Here is a 23515-nt window from a genome sequence, read left to right as displayed (position 1 = left end):
ATCGTCGCTATTGTCTTTTTTTAATTCGATTATTTGTATTGGTTTAAATACTCACATTTAACAATCAATTAAATTTTAAAAATACTTAACATTGCATTGTTAAAGTTATACAATTAAACTGATTCTATCTATACATATATGTGTGGGGCATTTTAAATAGATGGAAGTTAGACATTATAACGTTAGCATATACGGAACTATATATAATGGGGTGAAAATATGAAAGAACATTTAATCGTCACTCTAGATGGTACAGATTATTTGGTTGAACCGGGTACCAACTTACTTGAATTTATACGTTCGAGAGATACGTTCGTACCAGCCATTTGCTATAACGAGTCAATGGGTCCAATTCAAACTTGTGATACCTGTACTGTAGAAATTGACGGCAAAATAGAAAGAGCTTGTGGCACAACGATTGATAGACCAATGACAGTCAATACAACGACGGATCATGTACAAGCATCTCAAAAAGAAGCATTAGATCGTATTTTAGAAAAACATATGTTGTATTGTACAGTATGTGATTATAACAATGGAGATTGTGAAATTCATAATACGATGGACGAGTGGGGGCTTCAACATCAAACTTATGAATATAAAGAAAAACCATATGAAAAAGATTATGGTCCATTCTATCGCTATGATCCAAACCAATGTATTTTATGCGGACGTTGTGTTGAAGCATGCCAAGATATTGAAGTAAACGAAACAATCAGTATTGATTGGGATCGAGAACATCCTAGAGTTATTTGGGATAATGATGTACCTATTAACGAATCATCATGTGTATCATGTGGCCAATGTGCAACAGTTTGTCCATGTAATGCCATGATGGAAGTCAATATGGAAGGTAACGCTGGCTATATGACTGATACTGAACCAGGTTCATTAGCTGCAATGATTGATTTAACTAAAAAGGCTGAGCCAGGTTACGGTCCATTATTTGCCATTTCTGATTCTGAAGCGGAAATGCGTAAAGAGAGAATCAACAAAACCAAAACAGTTTGTACATACTGCGGTGTAGGTTGCTCATTTGAAGTATGGACTAAAGATAGAGAAGTATTAAAAGTACAACCTTCACATGATTCTCCGGCTAATAAAATTGCATCATGTGTGAAAGGAAAATTCTCTTGGGGACATATTAATTCTGATCAACGTTTAACGAAACCACTTGTGCGTAAAGATGGTCAATTCCATGAAGTTGAATGGGAAGAAGCGTTAGATGTTATTACAAATAATTTCAAACAAATTAAAGACAAATATGACGCTGATCATTTGGCATTCATTTCCTCTTCAAAAGCAACAAATGAAGAGTCATATTTAATGCAAAAACTTGCACGACAAGTCATTGGAACGAATAATGTTGACAACTGCTCAAGATATTGCCAAGCACCAGCGACTAAAGGATTATTCAGAACTGTTGGACATGGTGGTGATTCAGGTAGTATTGAAGACCTTGAAAAAGCAGCAATGACTGTATTAATCGGAACAAATACTGCTGAGGCACACCCTGTTATCGCATCACGAATGAAACGAGCTCAAAAATTATTTGGTCAAAAATCACATGTATTTGATATTAGAAAACATGAAATGGCTGAACGTGCAGATGAATTTTATCAACCGAAACCAGGTACAGACTTAGTATGGTTAGGTGCTGTAACGAAATATATTATTGATCATGATCTGCATGACAAAGCATTCCTAGACGAATGGGTAGATGATTTTGAGAAGTATTATGAATCATTAGCACCATTTACGATGGCATTTGCAGAAGAAGCTACAGGCATCCCTCAATCACGTTTGATTAACTTTGCTAAAGAAGTAGCTAAAGCAGAATCAGTATCTATTTGTTGGGCAATGGGTATCACACAACAAGATATCGGAAGTGATTCAAGTACTGCCATTTCAAATTTATTACTCGTAACAGGTAACTATAGAAAACCAGGTACAGGTGCTTATCCGTTACGTGGTCATAACAATGTTCAAGGTTGTAGCGATATGGGTAGCATGCCTGACCAATTTACAGGTTATCAAAAAGTAGTTGATGATGATGTTCGTGCGAAATTCGAAAGAGAATACGGCGTCGAATTAAATAAGAAACCAGGTCGAGATAATCATCAAATGATTGAAGGTATTCATAATGGTGAAATTAATTCACTATATTTATATGGTGAAGATACAGGAATAGTTGATTCAAATATCAATTTCGTTCAAGCTGCCTTTGAAAAATTAGACTTTATGGTTGTTCAAGACGAATTCTTAACCTATACAGCAACTTATGCAGATGTTGTATTACCAGCAAGTCCATCACTAGAAAAAGATGGCACATTCACAAATACTGAACGTCGAATCCAAAGATTATATCAAGCACTCGATCCTAAAGGTGACTCTAAACCAGACTGGAAAATTTTCCAACTTATTGCAAATCGTTTAGGTTTTAACTGGAACTACAAACACCCTAGCGAAATTATGGATGAAATTGCACGTGTGACACCATTATATGAAGGTGTAAGTTACGACTTATTAGAAGGCTTTAATAGTTTACAATGGCCAGTGCATAAAGATGGCACAGATGAGCCATTACTTTATTTAAATGGATTTAACTTTGATAACGGTAAAGCAAAACTTTATCCGTTAACATTCGATAATTTCTTCAAAGAAGATGAAGTGTATGACTTACATGTTAATAACGGTAGATTATTAGAACATTTCCATGAAGGAAACATGACATATCAAACTGAAATGATTAAATATAAAGTGCCTAATGTCTTTGTAGAAATTTCACCAGAACTTGCTGAAGATAGAGGCATTCACGAAGGTGCACAAGTTAAATTAATTTCTGAAACTGGCGAAGCTACATTAACGGTACATGTTACTGACCGTGTTAGTGGTAAACAAATTTACATTCCATTAAATAATGATGCTTTAGAAAATGGTAATATGGGTGCAATCAACTTACTTACAAATAGTGATGTAGATCCATACACAGATACACCATCGTATAAACGCACAAGTGCAAGAATGGAAGTGATTACTAAACGTGGTAAATCACCACTAAACCCAACCAACTTCCGTGTAGATAAACAACGTAATCCACAATATAGTGTCAGAGTTGATAAAAAATGGGCGCGTCCAGACTATATTTTCCCAGGAAATCAGGTGAATGACTCATGGCAGAAAGAATAACTCAAATTAAACGCATGGAAAAGTCAGATGAACAAGTCAAAGCAGATAATCTCAATGAAGTATTAGATGCAATATCTGAGAATAAAGATAGTATCATGAAAGCAATTCGATTAGTTAAAGTTTTAGACGAAGCGAAATTATTAGATGCACTATCTGGTGGTATTAAAGGTAGACAAGTCATTATTAATAAATTTGCAGTCGAATTAAATAAAGATATTTATACTGGATTATTATCTAATATGGCATCTTTAGTATTTTTACTTGGCGACTTAAATGTTAAAGACTTAAGCGAGATGCTTAATAGACTTAATAAAGGTATGCATGTAGCTAATCAAGCAAGTAGCCATTCCAAAACGAATGTTCGGAGCTTGCTAGGGGTTCTTAAAGATGATGATATGAATAGAAGTATCACATATATGCTTAATTTATTAAAAGGTATGTCTCGAGAAGACTAGAAATAAGAAGAGGTCAGAACAAACAACTTTTGATGAACAGTCTTTGTCAAAAGCGTGTCGGATAAGTCATTTTCCGTCACAAGTTCTGACCTTATTTCTTTATGTCGACATAAACAATTTAAATCATGTATCATGGTAGGATAAGTATTATTATAAGTGAATAGAGGTGTCATATGATTAATCCCAATATATTAAAGGCTATGGCTATCGTATCTAATGTTTTATTAGTAATTGGAATCATCTTTTTAATCATGTTGAAGTTGATATTAGCTATTACATTTTTTGCGGTATCGTTGGCTATTAGTTTAGTAATATTTAATGTGCTATTTCGTGATAGAACAGGTATGAAGATCGCAATTAATGTGTCATTCTTTATTGTTGTCATAGCAATTGTAATCGCATATGTCATTTTATCTAAATAGATATAAATAAATAGGAGCTTTTATTGAATGAAGAAATTGAGTAAAGCCCGATTAAGTACTATTATCATCATCTTACTTTTGATCATTTTCGGTATACTGTATATCATTTTTGATACTAATTTATTTAATAATGATAAACGTGTGTCATTTAATGAAGCAGTCTCACGCCAACAAAATAAAGGTGTACTAAATATGAAAGAAGATCATGGTGAGTTTAAAAAAGCAAATGAAGCGGATATCAAAAAGGCTATGGCGATTCATCATAGCGATAATAAACTCAAATATATGGATATTTCTGAAAAAGTACCGATGTCAAAGGAAGAAGTTAATAAAATGCTTAAAGGGAAAGGCGTTTTAGAGAATCAAGGGCAAAGTTTTATAGATGCTCAAGAAAAATATGAAGTTAATATTATTTACCTAATCAGCCATGCAATTGTGGAAACTGGAAATGGTGACTCTGAATTGGCGCATGGTATCAAAGATGGTAAACACAATTACTATAATTTTTATGGTATCGGAGCATTTGATGAGAATGCGGTGCATACTGGTAAAAGTTATGCTAAAAAGGAATCATGGACATCGCCACGGAAAGCGATTTTAGGTGGGGCAAAATTTGTAAGAAATCAATACTTTGAAAATCAACAAATCTCACTTTATCAAATGAGATGGAATCCGAAAACACCAGGACAGAATCAATATGCTAGTGACATCCACTGGGCTGATAATATAGCAAAAATAATGAAGAAATATTATGAGCAATTTGGAATCAAAAAGGACAAAATTCGCAAAGATTATTACATTTAAACATAGAGAGAGAAGAGTATCTGCTTGTAAGAGAGCAGCATACTCTTTTTATTGTGGCAAACATATCTTTAGGTTACTCAATTTTGTAAATGTATGAGATGTGATAAAATATATAAGAATCACAATGTTGAGGTGGAATCATATGAAAATCGCAATTGTCGGTGCAGGAATCGGTGGATTAACAGCGGCTGCACTACTAGAAGAACAAGGTCATCAAGTTAAGATATTCGAAAAAAATGATGCAATAAGAGAATTAGGTGCAGGTATAGGTATAGGTGACAATGTCATTCAAAAATTACACAACCACGATTTAGCGAAAGGTATTAAAAATGCGGGTCAGAATTTAACATCAATGCAAACACTTGATGAGTATAACAAACCATTGATGACTGCTCATTTAAAGCGAGATACACTTAATGTTACATTATCTCGTCAAACACTAATTAGTATTATTCAATCTTATGTACAACAAGATAGTATTTATTTAAAACATGATGTAACAAAAATAGATAATAGTAATTCCAAAGTTATACTTCATTTTAAGGAACAAGAAAGTGAAGCCTTTGATTTATGTATTGGTGCAGATGGCATACATTCAACGGTTAGAGAAGCTATTGATAGTCAAAGTAAGATTCAATATCAAGGTTATACATGCTTCCGTGGGTTAGTCGATGATATTCATTTAGATGAAACGGATGTCGCTAAGGAATTTTGGGGTAAACAAGGACGCGTTGGTATTGTTCCATTAATTGATAACCAAGCATATTGGTTTATAACAATCAATGCCAAGGAAAGAGATGCTCAATACCAATCATTTGGTAAGCCGCATTTACAAGCACGATTTAATCATTATCCTAATGTTGTAAGACAAATTTTAGATAAACAGAGTGAAACTGGTATTATATTAAACGATATTTATGATATGAAACCGCTAAAGTCTTTTGTCAAAGAGCGTACTATTTTACTAGGTGACGCAGCACATGCAACAACACCTAATATGGGTCAAGGCGCAGGGCAAGCCATGGAAGATGCCATTGTCTTAGCGAATTGTTTAAAATCATATGACTTTAATGAGGCATTAGAAAGATATGATAAATTAAGAGTAAACCATACAGCAAAAGTGATTAAAAAATCACGTAAAATTGGTAAAATTGCGCAATATCATAACGGTTTAATGATTAAATGCAGAAATGCAATGATGAAAATATTACCGAATAAAATTGTTTCAAACCAAACTAAGTTTCTTTATAAATCAAAGGAAAAATAATATGTAAGTAAAAAGGCAATCCAAATCACATTATTGATTTGGATTGCCTTTTTTATTATTGAGGATTAACTATGAATTGCGGCGTTTTACCGTTTAATTTTTTAATCGTATCATTTGCCACAATTTTAGCCATCATATCTCTTGCTTCAAATGTTGCGTTACCAATATGTGGTGTAAGTACAACATTTTTGAATGATTTTAATTCATCTGTAATTTTAGGTTCAAATTCATATACATCTAATGCTGCACCTTCAATTTCTTGCTCTTTTAAGGCTTTGACAAGTGCTTGTTCATTGATAATTGGACCACGACCGGCATTGACAATATATGCCGTAGATTTCATTTTTTTGAATTGTTCAGTATCAATTAAGTGGTGTAAATCAGGATTATAGGCAGCATTAATAGTGATGAAGTCTGCATTTTCAAGTAATGTATCTAAATCCACATATTTAGCGCCGATATCTCTTTCTTTTTCCTCTTTACGATGAGGACCAGTATATAAAACATCCATATCGAATGCACGTGCACGTTTTGCAACTGCGCCACCAATTTCTCCTAAACCAATAATGCCGATGGTTTTCTCAGAAACTTCTCTACCTCTAAAGAATAGAGGTGCCCAACCATCAAAGCCCTTAGTACGAGATAATTCATCACCTTCAACAATACGTCTTGCGACACTTAAGATAAGACCAATGGTTAAATCAGCTGTAGCATTAGTTGAAGCTTTCGGTGTGTTTGTCACGTCAATACCTTTTTCACGTGCATAGTCTATATCTACATTATTAAAACCTGCACCATAGTTCGCAATAATTTTTAGATTTTTACCACTATCGATAACATCTTTATCTACATTAGTTGATAATAAACTTACTAATGCAGTGGCATCTTTGACACCATTAATCAGTGCTTCTTTACTAATTAATCCTTCATCATTGTACATTTCTACTTCGAAATGTTGTTTGAGAAGGTTTAAACCAACCTCTGGAATTGCGCCTGCGATAAATACTTTTTCCATCCTAATCACTCCTTTTATCAACAGTATATATAAAGATAATATACTAAACAATGAATAAACATATTAGATGAATTGCATATTAATTGATTAAACGTAATCCTATGACTGATCCTAGTATAAGTAGAATACAAAGGACTCGCATGATATTTTTTGATTCATGATAAAAAATCATACCAATAATCGTACCTCCAGCTGTACCTATACCTGTCCAAATGGCATAAGCAGTCCCCATAGGAATATCTATCATTGATAGTTTTAATGTACTAAAACTACAAATAAAGGCAATGCCAATGAGTAAAATGAAAATTTTATGTTTAGTTCTAGACCATTCATTCATTAATATAACACCAATCACTTCTAAACAACCTGCTATTAATAGATACACCCAAGCCATTAATTGCGACCTCCTTCAACATCATCCGTTGTAGAAAGTTTCAAACCTATAATACCTAATATTAATAATGTTACTAATAATATTTTCATAAATGTAAAAGGTTGATTGAAAAATAGCATATCAACAATAACTGTACCAGCAGCTCCGATACCCACGAATATCGCATATACCGTTCCAACAGGTAAAGATTTTGTAGCATCGATGACGAGATAAAAGCTTAAAATGATAAAGCTAAGTGTAAATAACCAACTGAATATTGAATCAGCATTATTCAGTCCAGTAACCCATATGATTTCAACTAGTCCTGCTAGAATGACTTTTAACCATTTCAATGTAACGGTCCTCCTTATCAAATAACAATAAGAATATTCTCTCAAATTTAAAGATATAGGGCAAAGTTTGAAATTGATGTCGTTAAGATACATTTTCAAAATAAGCTTTATTATATATGTATTTCAATATTAAGGAAGCATATTCTAAAAAAGAATGTGAATAGGGGGAATAATTTATAGAAAGAAAAAAGCCTGTAAATGCTTAATTAAAAGCATCTACAGACTTTAAATGTCTATTTCATATATGAATTAGATATGAATATAATTATATGAGCTTGCTTCACCTGCAGAAATAGTACGTGTACTTACTGAGAAAGGTCCACCGCTATAGTTCATTTCAGACACTGTAACTGAACCGTCAGAACCAACGCTTTCAACATAAGCAACGTGACCATAGCCACCTGCTGATGATTGTAAAATTGAACCAGCTTTTGGTGTGTGGTTTACAGTGTAACCAGCTTGTTGTGCAGCTGATGCCCAGTTTCTAGCGTCTCCCCAAGTTGAACCAACTTTTCCACCAACTTTGTCATAAACGTACCAAGTACATTGACCAGCTGTATATAAGTTACCAGAAGCAGATCTTTCTGATGTAGTATTGCTAGTAGATGTTTGAGTTGTATTATAATTATATGATTGATTATTAGATTGATTAAATTCTGCAGCATCTGCGTGATGATCAGTTGTACCGAAATATGCAGCGCCAATGCCTGCTGTTAATGTAGTAATAGTTGCGATTTTTTTCATGATAAATATCCTCCCGAATTTTGTTTGGTTTTATTATGTAAGAAGATACGGCGTAGCGAACCGGACATCATCTTCATTTACCAATTTAAGTTTTATCGTTTTTACGACAAGAGTAACTTTAACAGAAAATCATCATCTTGTGCGGAATGTTACATCATCGTAATTAAATTAAAAAAACCATGACGCTCGTTGTAATAATCGAGTATCATGGTAATAAAAGTTTGTAGCGCTTACAAAGTGCATCTACACTGATTTATAATTAATTTAATATATGACCAACAATCATAAATATTACAAAGAGTTGTAATAAATGAATTATAGATTATTTGAAAAATCTAATACTAAGTGGAATTAGGTATTCATTGCCATTATAGTATTTAACACATGCAATAATAGTAAAAATAAATGAAACAAAGGCTAAAATCATCATAATAATAAAGCCAATGAAATAAATAATAAAACCTACAGTCATAGAGGTATCAGTACCCATACTTAATCCGATAAAAAATGGAACTAACATAACAACTAATATAATTATTGTCCAAATTGTATAGGAAATAACAAAGTTTAAGTAATTTTTACCAGCTTTATTGACGAAACGAGATTCTTTATGTTTGATTATCCAAATGATAAGCGGACCAATAAAACCACTGAATAAACTTAATAAATAGATTAACATAGCCATTAATCGAGATTCTTGGTTATCTGAATCAACTACTTCAGATGTTTGATCATGTAAAACATCATTCTGATTGTACTCTGTCATGCTATTACCTCCATTTTATATGTAAAATAAATTTATTACTTCTTTACTATATCAAACAATTATAAATTGATAAATAAGTTTTTAGATTTACTTATAACATGATATACGTTATTGTTCATTTAAAGGTTTAATTCATTTAAAATAAGGATATATAAAATTATTACAAGTTCATGAGTTGAAAGTTAGTGAGACGCTAATCAAGTTGAATTCAAATATTCAAACGTCATTGTCCAATTAAAAATGATTGTTACATCTTCAATTATGATTTTACACGTAGGATTTGTAGCAAGATTGAAAAATAGGGTGGGACTAAGAAATCTTTTTAATAAAAGTCATTTCAGTCCCGCTTTTTTAATGAAAGAAAATGATTAAGAAAGAGAGAGGATTTTAATGAAAATAGCAATTATTGGTTCTGGTAATGGTGCTGTTACAGCTGCACTAGATATGGTTGATAAAGGTCATAAGGTTAAATTATATTGTCGTAACCAATCTCTAGAAAAATTCAATAAAGCAATAGAAAAAGGCGGATTTGATTTTAACAATGAAGGAGAAGAAAAATTCATACAGTTCACAGATATTAGTGATGATATTGAATATGTGATGAAGGATGCAGATATTATACAAGTTATTATTCCATCTTCATTCATTGAATATTATGCAAAAGTGATGTCTTATCATGTCACAAATGATCAACTTATATTCTTTAACATTGCTGCATCAATGGCATCTATACGCTTTATGAATGTGCTTGAAGATAGACATATTGATGTAAGGCCTCATTTTGCAGAAGCAAATACATTAACGTATGGAACACGCGTTGATTTTAATGAAGCACGTGTAGATTTATCGTTGAATGTGCGTAGAGTATACTTCTCTACATTTAATCGAGAAGAATTAAATGATAGTTATGATAAAGTATCACAAATTTATCCCAACTTAGTTAAAGAGGAAAGCTTGCTTAAAACAAATCTCGAAAATGGTAACCCAGAGGTACATCCAGGGCCAACGTTATTAAATGTTGGACGCATTGATTATGCAGATGAATTCTCACTGTATAAAGAAGGAATTACAAAACATACAGTTCGTCTACTTCACGGTATTGAATTAGAACGACTAAATCTAGGACGTAAATTGGGATTTGAATTAGAAACTGCTAAAGAATCTAGAATTCAAAGAGGTTATTTAGAACGTAAAGATGAAGATGAACCATTAAATCGTTTGTTTAATACGAGTCCAGTATTCTCCCAAATTCCTGGCCCAAATCATGTAGAAAATAGATATTTAACAGAAGACATTGCATATGGCTTAGTACTATGGTCTAGCTTGGGACGTGTCATTGATGTACCAACACCTAATATTGATGCAGTGATTGTCATTGCTTCTACTATTTTAGAACGTGATTTCTTTGAAGATGGTCTAACAGTTGAGGAACTAGGATTAGATAAATTAGATTTAGAATAGTGATTTAAAAATAATGAAAGGAAAGAGGTCTTGTTTCAAAAAGAAAAATAAAGGGGTTTAGATATATGAAAAGACAGCCAACTTTTTTAGAGTCTATATCTACAATTATTGTCATGGTCATTGTAGTAACAACAGGATTTGTTATTTTTAATATACCTATTCAAGTTTTATTACTTATCTCTTCAGCTTATGCAGCGTGCATTGCTTATAGAGTAGGCTTACGTTGGGAAGATTTGGAAGAGGGGATATCAAAACGCTTAAATACAGCTATGCCCGCGATTTTTATTATTTTAGCAGTGGGTATTATTGTAGGTAGTTGGATGTTCTCTGGTACTGTACCTGCACTAATTTATTATGGTCTTAATTTTTTAAATCCGAGTTACTTTTTAGTTTCTGCTTTTATCATTAGTGCAATTACGTCAGTAGCCACTGGTACGGCTTGGGGCTCAGCATCAACTGCTGGTATTGCATTAATATCAATCGGAAACCAATTAGGTATTGAAGGTGGCATGGCTGCAGGCGCTATTATTGCTGGTGCGGTGTTTGGTGATAAAATGTCACCACTATCAGATACGACAAACTTAGCCGCATTAGTGACAAAAGTAAATATCTTTTCACATATTAGATCGATGATGTGGACGACGATACCTGCTTCCATTATTGGATTAATCGTTTGGTTTTTTGCAGGATTAAAATATCAAAGTCATACGAATCCTAAGCAAATTAAGCAATTACTTAATGAATTAACACAAGTGTACAACATTAACTTGTTTGTATGGATTCCATTAATCGTGATTATAGTGTGCTTACTATTAAAAATTTCTACAGTTCCTGCGATGTTAATATCAAGTTTAAGTGCGCTTTTAGTAGGGACATTTAACAACCATTTCAATATTGTTGATGGTTTTAAAGCAACATTTAATGGTTTTAGTCATACGATGGTCAATCAAAGTCATGTTTCAAATAGCGTCAAATCACTCATCGAACAGGGTGGCATGATGAGTATGACTGAAATTATCGTGACCATTTTCTGTGGTTATGCATTTGCTGGTATCGTTGAAAAAGCCGGTTGTCTAGATGTTTTATTAAAAACAGTATCAAAAGGTGTGCATTCGGTTGGTACACTTATCTTAGTAACTGTCGTATGTTGTCTTATGTTAGTTTTTGCAGCTGGTGTAGCATCTATCGTTATTATTATGGTAGGGGTACTAATGAAAGAAATGTTCGAAGAGAGACATTTATCCCAAACTGTATTATCTCGAACATTGGAAGACTCAAGTACAATGGTATTACCGCTAATACCATGGGGAACATCAGGTATATACTATGCTCATCAATTGAATGTCAGTGTTAACGACTTCTTTATTTGGACAATACCTTGTTATATATGTGCAATCATTGCCGTTATTTATGGTTTTACAGGAATAGGAATTAAAAAAATTAATAAAAGTGAAGTTTAAATTAATGAAAATGTGGAAAGTATTAAATATGTTAAAACAATTACATAGATATAAATTGTAGCGATTATATCTGAAAGATGTTTTAACTGATAAATATCCTTCTAATTAGAGTAGTGATTGAGTTTTGTAGCGGAATTTAATCGTGAAATATTAGACTAAACGAATTCTTTTAAACAACATTTAATAAATTGCCAATTATTATGTAGAAAAAGCGAATCAAGAAAGATTATTTGAATTTGTTTGTAACCAATGAACCGGGTAAGGTTGTAGCGATGTTACCTGGTTTACTTGGTTATTAACGAGACAGTCTTTTAGATATTTGTCTCAATTAAATCGTTAATATAATAGTTGCAATCATATAAAGAAACCGAGTATAACATTCACAAATTTGTGAATGTTATACTCGGTTTTTGAATGTAATTAAAATATTAGTGAATATAGTTATATGAACCAGCTTGGCTAGCTGAAATAGTACGTGATGTTACAACACCAGGACCATGTCCATAGTTCATTTCTGAAACGCGAATTGAACCGTCACTATTAACACTCTCAACGTAAGCGACATGACCAAATCCACCTTGAGTTGTTTGTAAAATAGCACCTGCTGCTGGACGATTATTTACAGTGTAACCTGCAGCTGCTGCAGCGTTTGCCCAGTTATTAGCGTTACCCCAAGTTGAACCAACTTTTCCACCTACACGGTCATATACATAATATGTACATTGTCCAGCAGTGTATAAGTTACCTCCATTTGAAGTTGCTCTTGATAATGAAATACCATTTGAAGATGGTGCAGATGTTGTAGTTACATGTACGTTATGGCTTGTTGCTGAATAACTTGCACCTAAACCACCTGTACGTTGTGGTGTGTTATAAGATTGAGTGTTATACCCATAATCATAATTATTATAATTGTAGTTATTGTAATTGTTGTAAGCTTGAGTATTGTAACCATAATCGTAGCTGTTATTATGATTTACTTTGTCTGGGCTCCAGTTACCTTGCCAAGTGTAGTGGTAGTTACCTTGTTGATCGATTGTGTATGAATAGCTATATGAAGTTGGATCATTTGGGTTATATCCACCATTATTATTCTCTGCTGCTTGAGCATCATGGTTTGCAAAAGCGAAAGTAGCGATTCCTGCAGTAGCGATTGTAGCTGTAGCGATTTTTTTCATTTGATAAATATCCTCCAATTTATTTTTATAATTTTAATAGCATGTAAGCTATGTTTTTAAGTAATTGAATTCGTTCTTAACGACAAGCAATACTTTACCAAAAAAAATTGGATTTGTGGGCGTTGTTATGGATTTGTAATTTTTTGCTAATATTGTTACACAACTTAAATTAAAAATAATAGGGCAAAGATTTTGTTAAAATATGATGGTTAAGCTATTTATTGAATGAAATTAAAATATTACGAAAAAATGTGTTACATATCTGTAAACTTACAGAAAATTTAAATTGTATTATATTTTAAAGGATGAATAATAAATTAAAGCGTGGGACAACATCATTTAATATTACATGTAAAAAGTTTACTAATCTTGATAATATGATTGGCCTCATCAAGGGATAAAATATATAGAAAAATGGATAAAGTAACAATTAGTCTAAAACATGCTATTTTAATATAAATAAAAATTGATATAATTTTTAAAAGAATTGATACTATAGGATGTTAAATCAGTATAAAATTGACTGTGAAGATAGAGGTTATCTAATTAAGAGATATTTATTAAATCAATACATAAAGTTATATGGATGATGTTATTGTAAGCAGCGTGAGGAAACAACATGATAGAAAACTATTCAGTCCGAATATTTCAGAATTTAATTATAAATAATAGCAAAGAATCAAATATCAAACTTATTTATTGGTTAAAAGGGACAGGTAAAGTGTTCATTAACTTAAAAGAATATGAGTTATGTCCTGGGCGTGTTTTACTCGTTATGATGAATGATGTATATCAAATTAAAAGTGAAAACCAAGCTATAGCATGCTTAATAGAAGTTTCAACTAAGGATTTCTTAAGATTCGTAACCCACCGTACAAGATTAGAAGGTGGAGAAATACAAACGGCGAATTACTCGAAAATTATTGATTTAATAGCAAAGCTAATTGAATTAAAATGTATAAACCAAACAGAAGAAATGATGATTGATAAAGTTATCAAATACTTATGTATTGAATTATGCTCAATCGCCTCAGATATAAAGGAAAAACAAGGCGTGTCACTTATTTCAGAACCTATTCATAATTATTTAGTAGACAACCACTCAAGAAAAATAAATAAAAATGAATTAGTGAATGCAACAAATGTGCCAAGCCATCAATTAACTCAAATGTTTCAACATACACCTTATTATAGTTTTAACCAATATTTAAATCATATTAGACTTAAATTTTGTTTGATTGACATTTTATCAAAAGATCAATCAATCGAGTATATTGCTATAAAACACGGATTTAATCATTATTCTAGGTTTATAAAGCTATTTAAAGATGCTTACGGTCAAACTCCCAAATTAATTAGAAAACAATATATAGAGACATCTATCTCTAATAATCAAACGAAAGAAATTAAATTGGACGAGAGTATATTAAGACTTTTAAACCACGTTAATAAAGATAAACAACATACATCTATGTTCATCGATATTGACTTTCCATTAAATCAACAGTGTAGGGCGGTTCTCCCTTATCACTTGTATATAGAAATAAATAAATTAATGACACTTAGTCATTTTGATTTGTTGAAATTAAAAGAAAAATTGAATTATAGATGTAATCCTATTCATATCATTATAGAAGTCGAATTCAATTTACTTATAAAGCAAATTAAAGTATTTGAAGGTCATTTAAATCAACTTTTGAAGATGCTAAATGATGTTAATATGATTCCCGTTTATAAAATTAAAACAGAACAGTCAGAGAAATTGACTTCATTGGAAAAAATAGCTATCCAGAAATTGATTAAAATATTGTTTAATATAACGAGGCGTTTTAAAAATGAAAAATTAGAATTTTTAATTCAAGGGTGCAATATTGATGGAATTAAAACGTTTAAACAATTATTGCATTTATATTTTGATGATTATCTTTTAATTTGGGCTCCTAATCACCACCACTTAAAGCAGCTTCATAGAGTGGAAAGTCTAGTGGATATGATTATGGTACCTTTAAATCATATGAGAGAGTTAAATTTAAATAACAATGAAAATTTAATGATTAGCAATTTAATACAGGATAATCATACAAGTTTTATCAAACAATCGGATTTTAAACATTTTAAGGAAATTTTTAATCAACTAAAAAATATTAATTCTGTTTATTTACATTGGGATGATATAGACATGAAAGATATACAACCATCTCAAATTACAAGCGCGCTTTCTACTTTATTTTTATTAGATGCATACAATCAATTGCGTGGTAATGTTATTTATGAGAATGATTACTTGATAGTGTCACATTATAGAAATGAATATCAGTGTATTGCACTCTTAGATATACCTATGACTAAAAATCCTAATATTGATGTTGTTCAATTAAATTTCGCAAATATAACTAATATCAATCATGCTGAAATTAACATGATAGACTATCAAACTTTTATGAAGTCAATTAAAGGAGATAGGCAATTAATCACCAGTGAGGTAAAAACAGAAAATTTATATTGGATTGGTGAAATTTGTAAAAGAGAAACAGGCGAAAACATTATACAACTTCCAAGTATAACAATTGTTCATATTAATATTTTAGTTTAGTTAATGACGTATGGCTGGTATGAAAAGGGGAAGGTTTATCATGTCAAATGTAAAAATAGAGCTCTTTATTGCACACTACATGATTATTAAAGGAGCAAATGATTATTTAAAATATTCATACCATTTAACACTTGATCATATTAAATTACTTTATTTCTTAGTCAACGAGAATAACAACGAGAAATATATTGATCTTAACCATCTTACAAAGTTCGAACAGAAAACAAAGATACTACAAATGTTAAAATACTTATACCAACATCATTGGATATTGAAAGAACGTAAGGATGAAGACCAGCGCAAACTGAGTATTACCATAACTGAATTACAAAAAGAAAAAATACATTTTTTGTTTAGTGAACTACTTGAGATCATCAGTTCTAATCAATTAATAATAAATGCTAGAACAAAACATTCTATTCAGTATTATATAACCTGTAATGAAATGATGAGTTATATTAATCAATGCCTAAATGAATATAATCTTACAATAGAAGAACTATATGTGTTAGCGACTTTACTTATTAATGAAAATGAAATGACGATAAAGTATATGAGATATCAAACGCAAAGAGGCGTTGGAGCTTTAAGCCCAAATATAAAAAAATTGAAACAAAAAGGGTATATAATAAAAGAAAGATGTGTTGAAGATGAACGGTCTATCATACTTAAAATAAAACATTGTAATATGAGCTTAGTAGTTTCTATTATCGAATCATGTTACGAAATTTTAAAAGAGGGAATTAAAGATATATAAATAGGTGAGTAAAAGATAGAAGGAGTTTGTGTATGATTTTAGATAATGTCAATCCTAATGATTTATTTCCAACAGAGAAGAAAGGTCCTTCAGTATTAGGAATTATGGATTACCAAGTTCAAGGACAATCTCAATTTGAGGGTGCATTTATAGCTACATCTGAGCGTTTAATTATGAATGTAGATATGAATGGTCAATTCTATTATAGAAATATTGGTTACGATGAAGTTAACAATATTGAATTCGATGGTGAAACAATTTTATTTGAGTTTAATATTGGCCAAATTCCAATGCATGATTTTAAATCTAACGATGTTCAAGCGTTTGTAGATTTCGTAAAAGAAAAAATACAAGCTTAATCGAACATATTTATGAAGTATTTGAATTAGATATTAACAATACTGTTAATTATATATAACGATATGCCATTACAATTCGCATTATTATGGCATATCGTTATTTTTATATTTATATTGCTTGCCAATTTATTATTTTTAAAAAACCAACTAATCAAATAGGAATTATAAAATATTTAAAATATACACTTTCAGAATAAGTGGTAAAATTGTGATATATTTAATTTAATAACCTTGAAAAAAGTTAAATAAATGTTTGAGAAAAGAAATAAATATATAAATGCAAATTCGAGTAATAAAATTATTGAATTTTTAAACTTGTTTGTTTAAAATGAACTTTGTAACATGGGTGGAGATCAATTCAGTAAGATGAAATTATGTGAACCTTGCTACAACAAGATGTGCATCAGAGGAGTGGTTTTAGAATGGCAAAAATAAAAAATATTAATGATTTAGTTGACGCTACATTTCAAGTGAAAAAATTCTTTAGAGATACTAAAAAGCAATATAATCTTAACTATGAAGAAATTTATATTCTGAATTACATATTAAAAAGTGAATCTAATGAAATATCGTCTAAAGAAATTGCAACATGTTCTGAATTTAAACCATATTACTTAACTAAAGCATTACAAAAATTAAAAGAGTTAAATTTATTATCTAAAAAGAGAAGCGTGCATGACGAACGTACAGTAATAGTTTTTGTTACAAAAGAACAAAAGGATAAAATTAAGCAACTCATTGATGAATTAGAACAATATATCTAAGTGACTTGTTTTATTATATTTTATATTTAATGGTTCAAATTCAGATAATTAATTGTGATGGAAAGTAAGTTTTGGAATTGAGTAAGAAAGTGGAGCATTAGTTGTTACGCTTTTATCGTGTAGCTAGGGAATTATAGGTGTTTATCATTATAAACTTATTGGAAAATGGGTGTGTTTCAAGGTTAATGAATGTTTTCTTATTGTAGATACGATAAAAATGATCCATTAACCACAAACTGAATAGCATCTTAATTACATAATTTAGCTTCGCCCCTTATTTTTCAAATAAAGAAAGGCTTGGTTACCAAATGGCAACCAAGCCTTTTTAAATTTTAATCATTTTGACACTTGATTCATATTAATATTTTCTTAAGAAATTTAAATTTCTATCATACAGCATATTAGCGATATAAGCTTGAACTGTTTCAAGGATCTTTTCAATATACTGTGTACGGTTAGATAAAATTCTAATCGATAGCCCGTGTGTTGGTAATTGTGAAATGCCAAGTCGACAATTTAATTCTTTCTCAAAATGTTTAATTTGATCATAAACCTCATCGATAAATCTTTGATTTACATTAGGATGAATAAAATAAGCTGATCCTAAATGAGTATAATTTTCCATATAACCAATAGAATCTATTGAATTTTTTTCGGGATTTAACATAAGGTTATCATAAGTTACTAATTCATCATCAATGTATATTTCATTTACTAAATGCATATATTTATAAGAAAAATTTTTATCTTCTGATGAGTAGCCAGGTGTAAGGATATCGGTATAAAACATGGCACTTGTTTGATCTAAGTCAAAGCGATTGTATTGATAAAATTTAGCATTTTCATATGCAATAATTGGATCTGCAATATATTCCATGTATGCGTTTGGTTTTAAATGGAATGTTTGATATTGTTCAACTCGGTCGTTTAATGTTTTATAAATTTTGGTTGCACCTTGAGAAGTCAACGTGACACTTGCATTATCTTCAATATTGAAATTCATTGAATAACGGTCACCGTCTAGATAACCTCCACCTACGTTAACAATATAGAAAGTAGGGATGTTTGATCCGTTTAAATATACAGGACGAATAACCTTTAATGCTTTTTCAAAAAAGATATCACGTGCAACTGAACGACTGCCATTATTAAATACGGTTAAATCAAGTTGACCTGTCCAAGCTTGTTGAGACATTACGATAATCCTTTAAGTAATGTATCTCGTTCAATCCACTCAATCACTTCATCAAGACCTTCATCTGTTTTCAAGTTAGTAAACGCGAATGGTCTGTCGCCTCTAAATACTTTTGTATCTTCAGCCATTTGTTCTAATGACGCGCCAACATGTGGTGCTAAATCCGTTTTATTGATGATGAAGAAGTCTGATTTAATCATACCTTGTCCACCTTTACGAGGGATTTTTTCACCTTGAGCTACGTCAATGATATAAATTGAAAAATCAACAAGTTCAGGACTGAATGTCGCTGCTAAGTTATCGCCACCAGATTCAATAAAGATTAGTTCAATATCATCATTACGTTCTAATAACTCATCAATAGCAGCAAAGTTCATAGAAGCATCTTCACGAATTGCTGTATGAGGGCAACCGCCTGTTTCAACACCGATAATTCTATCTTCAGGTAAGACACCTGTATTAACTAAGATTTTTTCATCTTCTTTTGTATAAATGTCATTTGTTATAACGCCGATACTCATGTCTTTAGATAAACGTCTGACTACTTTTTCTATTAATTGGGTTTTACCTGCACCAACAGGACCACCAATTCCAATTTTAATTGGTTCAGTCATACTGATACCTCCTATGAAATAAAGATTCTTACATTAACATTTTCATGTTCCATTTGGTTTAATTCTAAACCAGGTGCTGTCATACCAAAGTCGCTTTCATCAAGTGATAAAATATGATTTCTCGTTTCTTCTATATATGACACCATTTGTGTAACCACTTTTTGACCCGCTGTTTGTCCTAAAGGGATAGCTCTCACTGCATTTTGTGTTAAACTTGATACATTTTGATAAAGGTAATAATCAATGATTGTTTCTATATCAACACCTAAGTGATAGCCAAGCATAGTGAAGCAAATAGCTGGATGTAATTTGGCTTTTTTACTTTTCATTTGTTCATGATACCAATTAATCCATTCGCTATTGTATAATTCCATCGCTAATTTCACCATACGAGTTCCCATTTGTTTTGCACCAACACGTGTTTCTTTAGGAATACTTTGTACGAATATAAGTTGATCCATACGTAAAATCTTATCTAAGTCATTTGCTTCAAGAGCTTCATAAACGATTCTCATCGCAAGACCATCCGAATACGTTAGTTGTTCATTTAAAAATAGTTTTAACCATTGCACAAAAGTGACATCATTATTGACTGATTCACGTTGTATATAGGTCTCTAATCCGAATGAATGGCTGAAAGCACCCGTCGGAAATTGTGAATCACAGAACTGAAATAAACGTAAATTTTGATGATCAATCATGAGAATGACCTATATGTCTAAATGCTTGATTTACTTTTCTATCTTCGTGACTATATGGAATGCCTAAAGATTTTAGTAAATCTTCAACAAGATAGTCATATTGAACTAACATTTCAGTTTCTGTGAACTGTGCTGGTAAATGACGGTTACCAAGTTGATGGGCGATATCTCCCATTTCTTTTAAATTACGTGGTTTAATCACTAATAAATCTTCAGAATTAACATCTACGATAATCATATTGGTTTCATCTTGATATAAAATATCACCATATTGTAAGTCGATAGGTTGTTTTAATCGGATACCTAATTCGTTACCGTGATCTGTTTTAACACGTTGAATACGTTTAACTAGATCAGAATTTTCTAGATAAACTTTCTCAACATGCTTATTTTTTTCTTCAGCTGATAAATTGGCTATATTGCCTTGAATCTCTTCGATAATCATTAATTTGCATCCTCCTAGAATAAGAAGTATCTTTGAGTTAATGGTAACTCAGTTGCTGGTTCACTTGTAATTTTTTCCCCATCAACATAAACTTCATATGTTTGTGGATCAACATCTAATTTAGGTGTCGCACTGTTATTCTTCATATCTGCTTTAGTCAAGTTACGGATATTTTTAACAGGTCTTACCATACGTTGTAAATTAAGTTGTCTGTAAATACCATTTTCATAAGCAGTATTAGAGACAAATGTCATAGCTGTATGAGTAATATTACCGCCATATTGTCCATACATTCTACGATATTTCATAGGTTCTGAGGTTGGGATAGAACCATTAGCATCACCATTAACTGCTACATTTATTAAACCGCCTTTTACTACAAGCTCAGGTTTAACACCAAAGAAAGCAGGATCCCATAATACTAAGTCAGCTAATTTACCAGATTCAATTGAACCAACATAGTCAGAAATGCCATGTGTAATAGCAGGGTTAATTGTATATTTCGCAATATAACGTTTAATACGATTATTATCGTTATACTCTGAATCGCCTTCTAATGGACCACGTTGTTCTTTCATACGATGAGCAGTTTGCCATGCACGCGTGATGACCTCACCGACACGTCCCATCGCTTGTGAGTCAGAACTAATCATACTGAAAACACCCATATCTTGTAATACATCTTCAGCAGCAATGGTTTCTTTACGAATACGTGAGTCTGCAAATGCAATATCTTCTGGAATTGAAGCATTTAAATGGTGTGTAATCATAACCATATCTAAATGCTCATCTACAGTATTATGTGTATAAGGTAGTGTAGGGTTAGTAGATGAAGGTAAAATATTTGAATAAGAAGCTGATTTAATTAAGTCTGGTGCATGTCCGCCACCAGCGCCTTCAGTATGATACATGTGTAAGACACGATTATTGACAGCTTTCATTGTATCTTCCATAAATCCAGATTCGTTTAATGTATCGGCATGAAGTGCAATTTGAACATCGAATTCATCTGCTACGTCTAACGCATGACTTAATGCTGATGGTGTAGCACCCCAGTCTTCATGCACTTTTAAGCCAATGACACCCGCGTGTATTTGTTCGATAAGTGCTGTATGATTGACTGCTTGACCTTTACCTGTGAAACCAACATTGATAGGTAATGCTTCTGCAGCTTCTAACATACGATGAATATGCCAAGGGCCAGGTGTTACAGTTGTTGCTTTTGCACCTTCTGAAGCACCAGTACCACCACCGATATGTGTTGTAATACCGCTTTCTAAAGCAACTTCGGCTTGCTCAGGATTGATAAAGTGAACATGAGTATCGATACCACCAGCTGTTACGATTTTTCCTTCAGCAGAAATGATATCTGTTGTACTACCGATGATGATATTCACATTATCCATAATGTCTGGATTACCCGCTTTACCGATTGCAAAAATATAGCCGTTTTTAATTCCGATATCCGCTTTAACAATCTTGTCATAATCGATAATCATTGCGTTCGTTAAAACTAAATCGGCTACATTTTTATCATCACGAGTTACGTTAGGATTCTGTGCCATACCATCACGAATAGATTTCCCACCCCCGAAAGTAGCTTCGTCACCATAATTAGCATAATCTTTCTCAACTTCTGCAAATAGGTTAGTATCACCTAATCTTACAGCGTCACCAACGGTTGGACCGTATAAACTTGTGTATTGTGATTGTGTCATTTTAAAGCTCATTATTTCGTACCACCTTTTTTATTGACATTATCATGGCCTTCGTCATTGAATACGCCTGCATATTTATCGTCTTCGCCAGTTGGACGATATACACGGGAACCATCGATTGGACCATTTACAAATCCGCGGAAGCCATAAATTCTACGATTACCTGCATACTCTACAAGTTGGACTTGTTTGACATCTCCAGGTTCAAATCTGACAGCTGCACCAGCAGGAATATCTAAATGTTTACCGTAAGCTTTGTTGCGTTCAAAGTCCAAAGCTAAGTTAGCCTCAAAAAAGTGGAAATGTGAGCCTATTTGAATAGGGCGATCTCCAGTGTTTTTTACTTCAAGTACCGTTTCTGGTGAATTTGGATTAATTTCAATATCTGTATTTTTAATTCTAATTTCTCCAGGAATCATATTAACGTCCTCCTTAAACTATTGGATGATGGACAGTGATTAATTTAGTTCCATCTGGGAATGTTGCTTCGATTTCGATTTCAGTAATCATACTTGCAACACCATCCATTACATCTTCTTCATTTAAAATTGTTTTACCAAAGCTCATTAATTCAGCTACTGTTTTTCCATCTCTTGCGCCTTCTAATAATTCGTCACTAATTAAAGCCAGTGCTTCTGGATGGTTTAGTTTAAGGCCTCGTGCTTTTCTGCGACGAGCAACTTCTGCAGCCACAACAATCATTAATTTATCTTGCTCTCGTTGTGTAAAATGCAAAATAATCCCTTCTTTCAAATATTTATAATTGCAAAATAAACTTGCAAATTTTATATTAGGACGATTTTTAATAATTAACAAGTATAATGAGTCGATAAGTTTCAAATTTTAAATAAAAGGCACAAAATATTTGATTTTTAGAATGCA

At 31.9% G+C, this 23515-nt stretch carries 24 protein-coding genes; 11 read left to right on the top strand and 13 right to left on the bottom strand.

The annotated features are described in order from the left end of the window. Window positions 1-219: 219 nt before the first annotated feature. The 5 genes from fdhF (at window position 220) to ACJQQZ_RS06995 (ending at window position 6137) form a co-directional block, all read left to right on the top strand. The gene (gene fdhF / locus ACJQQZ_RS07015; RefSeq protein ID WP_145505476.1) at window positions 220-3189 is read left to right on the top strand and encodes a formate dehydrogenase subunit alpha; all 2970 of its coding nucleotides are present in this window, start codon (window positions 220-222) and stop codon (window positions 3187-3189) included. Continuing rightward, on the top strand, window positions 3174-3644 hold the full coding sequence (locus ACJQQZ_RS07010) for a helical membrane plugin domain-containing protein (protein ID WP_002450262.1): 471 nt from the start codon (window positions 3174-3176) through the stop codon (window positions 3642-3644). The genes fdhF and ACJQQZ_RS07010 overlap by 16 nt, the downstream gene beginning before the upstream one ends. Before the next feature lie 173 nt (window positions 3645-3817). After that, on the top strand, window positions 3818-4066 hold the full coding sequence (locus ACJQQZ_RS07005; RefSeq protein WP_002450263.1) for a hypothetical protein: 249 nt from the start codon (window positions 3818-3820) through the stop codon (window positions 4064-4066). A gap of 27 nt (window positions 4067-4093) precedes the next feature. Further along, on the top strand, window positions 4094-4870 hold the full coding sequence (locus ACJQQZ_RS07000) for an N-acetylglucosaminidase (protein WP_002450264.1): 777 nt from the start codon (window positions 4094-4096) through the stop codon (window positions 4868-4870). Window positions 4871-5012: 142 nt separating this feature from the next. Next, the gene (locus tag ACJQQZ_RS06995; protein ID WP_145505473.1) at window positions 5013-6137 is read left to right on the top strand and encodes an FAD-dependent monooxygenase; all 1125 of its coding nucleotides are present in this window, start codon (window positions 5013-5015) and stop codon (window positions 6135-6137) included. A 55-nt stretch (window positions 6138-6192) separates the two neighbouring features. Here ACJQQZ_RS06995 and ACJQQZ_RS06990 read toward each other — a convergent pair whose 3' ends face one another. The 5 genes from ACJQQZ_RS06990 to ACJQQZ_RS06970 form a co-directional block, all read right to left on the bottom strand. Beyond that, the gene (locus ACJQQZ_RS06990; protein WP_002450266.1) at window positions 6193-7152 is read right to left on the bottom strand and encodes a 2-hydroxyacid dehydrogenase family protein; all 960 of its coding nucleotides are present in this window, start codon (window positions 7150-7152) and stop codon (window positions 6193-6195) included. A 79-nt stretch (window positions 7153-7231) separates the two neighbouring features. Beyond that, window positions 7232-7546, bottom strand: coding sequence for a DMT family transporter (locus tag ACJQQZ_RS06985; RefSeq protein WP_002450267.1), 315 nt, complete (start codon window positions 7544-7546; stop codon window positions 7232-7234). Further along, window positions 7546-7878, bottom strand: coding sequence for a DMT family transporter (locus tag ACJQQZ_RS06980; protein ID WP_075778204.1), 333 nt, complete (start codon window positions 7876-7878; stop codon window positions 7546-7548). The genes ACJQQZ_RS06985 and ACJQQZ_RS06980 overlap by 1 nt, the downstream gene beginning before the upstream one ends. A gap of 249 nt (window positions 7879-8127) precedes the next feature. Continuing rightward, the gene (locus ACJQQZ_RS06975; RefSeq protein ID WP_002450269.1) at window positions 8128-8622 is read right to left on the bottom strand and encodes a CHAP domain-containing protein; all 495 of its coding nucleotides are present in this window, start codon (window positions 8620-8622) and stop codon (window positions 8128-8130) included. A gap of 322 nt (window positions 8623-8944) precedes the next feature. Continuing rightward, on the bottom strand, window positions 8945-9388 hold the full coding sequence (locus ACJQQZ_RS06970) for a DUF4870 domain-containing protein (RefSeq protein ID WP_002450270.1): 444 nt from the start codon (window positions 9386-9388) through the stop codon (window positions 8945-8947). 390 nt (window positions 9389-9778) lie between these two features. Between ACJQQZ_RS06970 and ACJQQZ_RS06965 the strand changes: the two genes are divergently transcribed. Together ACJQQZ_RS06965 and nhaC are read left to right on the top strand one after the other, a co-directional pair. Then, window positions 9779-10849 (top strand): NAD/NADP-dependent octopine/nopaline dehydrogenase family protein, encoded by a 1071-nt coding sequence (locus ACJQQZ_RS06965; RefSeq protein ID WP_002450271.1) that lies wholly within the window; start codon window positions 9779-9781, stop codon window positions 10847-10849. Between the two features lie 65 nt (window positions 10850-10914). Beyond that, window positions 10915-12309: a Na+/H+ antiporter NhaC gene (gene nhaC / locus ACJQQZ_RS06960; RefSeq protein ID WP_002450272.1), complete on the top strand. Its 1395-nt coding sequence runs from the start codon at window positions 10915-10917 to the stop codon at window positions 12307-12309. A 428-nt stretch (window positions 12310-12737) separates the two neighbouring features. Here the strand turns inward: nhaC and ACJQQZ_RS06955 are convergent, their stop codons facing one another. Then, window positions 12738-13487 carry a CHAP domain-containing protein gene (locus ACJQQZ_RS06955; RefSeq protein ID WP_002450273.1) on the bottom strand — a complete coding sequence of 250 codons (750 nt, stop codon included), beginning with the start codon at window positions 13485-13487 and terminating at the stop codon, window positions 12738-12740. 619 nt (window positions 13488-14106) lie between these two features. Between ACJQQZ_RS06955 and ACJQQZ_RS06950 the strand changes: the two genes are divergently transcribed. The 4 genes from ACJQQZ_RS06950 (at window position 14107) to ACJQQZ_RS06935 (ending at window position 17960) form a co-directional block, all read left to right on the top strand. Further along, window positions 14107-16080: a helix-turn-helix domain-containing protein gene (locus ACJQQZ_RS06950; protein ID WP_145505469.1), complete on the top strand. Its 1974-nt coding sequence runs from the start codon at window positions 14107-14109 to the stop codon at window positions 16078-16080. Between the two features lie 40 nt (window positions 16081-16120). Beyond that, the gene (locus tag ACJQQZ_RS06945; protein WP_002450275.1) at window positions 16121-16837 is read left to right on the top strand and encodes a transcriptional regulator, SarA/Rot family; all 717 of its coding nucleotides are present in this window, start codon (window positions 16121-16123) and stop codon (window positions 16835-16837) included. Between the two features lie 32 nt (window positions 16838-16869). Continuing rightward, window positions 16870-17196: a hypothetical protein gene (locus tag ACJQQZ_RS06940; protein WP_002450276.1), complete on the top strand. Its 327-nt coding sequence runs from the start codon at window positions 16870-16872 to the stop codon at window positions 17194-17196. 422 nt (window positions 17197-17618) lie between these two features. Then, a complete protein-coding gene (locus ACJQQZ_RS06935) occupies window positions 17619-17960 on the top strand; it encodes a transcriptional regulator, SarA/Rot family (RefSeq protein ID WP_002465419.1) in 342 nt (113 codons plus the stop codon). Between the two features lie 358 nt (window positions 17961-18318). On the opposite strand, the gene ACJQQZ_RS06930 is transcribed toward ACJQQZ_RS06935, so the two are convergent. Genes ACJQQZ_RS06930 through ACJQQZ_RS06900 form a run of 7 tightly spaced genes read right to left on the bottom strand, consistent with a single transcriptional unit; the run spans window position 18319 to window position 23368 of the window. After that, window positions 18319-19155: an urease accessory protein UreD gene (locus ACJQQZ_RS06930; protein WP_002450278.1), complete on the bottom strand. Its 837-nt coding sequence runs from the start codon at window positions 19153-19155 to the stop codon at window positions 18319-18321. Next, entirely contained in the window at window positions 19155-19769 is a 615-nt protein-coding gene (ureG, locus tag ACJQQZ_RS06925; RefSeq protein ID WP_002450279.1) for an urease accessory protein UreG, read from the bottom strand. The genes ACJQQZ_RS06930 and ureG overlap by 1 nt, the downstream gene beginning before the upstream one ends. Before the next feature lie 11 nt (window positions 19770-19780). Next, a complete protein-coding gene (locus tag ACJQQZ_RS06920) occupies window positions 19781-20470 on the bottom strand; it encodes an urease accessory protein UreF (RefSeq protein ID WP_145505466.1) in 690 nt (229 codons plus the stop codon). Then, on the bottom strand, window positions 20463-20915 hold the full coding sequence (gene ureE / locus ACJQQZ_RS06915; protein ID WP_002450281.1) for an urease accessory protein UreE: 453 nt from the start codon (window positions 20913-20915) through the stop codon (window positions 20463-20465). The genes ACJQQZ_RS06920 and ureE overlap by 8 nt, the downstream gene beginning before the upstream one ends. 14 nt (window positions 20916-20929) lie before the next feature. Beyond that, entirely contained in the window at window positions 20930-22645 is a 1716-nt protein-coding gene (ureC, locus tag ACJQQZ_RS06910) for an urease subunit alpha (RefSeq protein ID WP_145505463.1), read from the bottom strand. Next, window positions 22645-23052, bottom strand: a complete 408-nt coding sequence (locus ACJQQZ_RS06905) for an urease subunit beta (protein ID WP_075778745.1) — start codon at window positions 23050-23052, stop codon at window positions 22645-22647. The genes ureC and ACJQQZ_RS06905 overlap by 1 nt, the downstream gene beginning before the upstream one ends. A 13-nt stretch (window positions 23053-23065) precedes the next feature. Next, window positions 23066-23368, bottom strand: coding sequence for an urease subunit gamma (locus ACJQQZ_RS06900; RefSeq protein WP_002465430.1), 303 nt, complete (start codon window positions 23366-23368; stop codon window positions 23066-23068). Between the last annotated feature and the right edge of the window lie 147 nt (window positions 23369-23515).

Origin of the sequence: Staphylococcus sp. KUGN1, assembly GCF_045984185.1 — a bacterium.
In the GTDB taxonomy this organism is placed as follows: Bacteria; Bacillota; Bacilli; order Staphylococcales; family Staphylococcaceae; genus Staphylococcus; species Staphylococcus warneri_A.
This window is presented reverse-complemented; position numbering and strand designations above follow the sequence as displayed.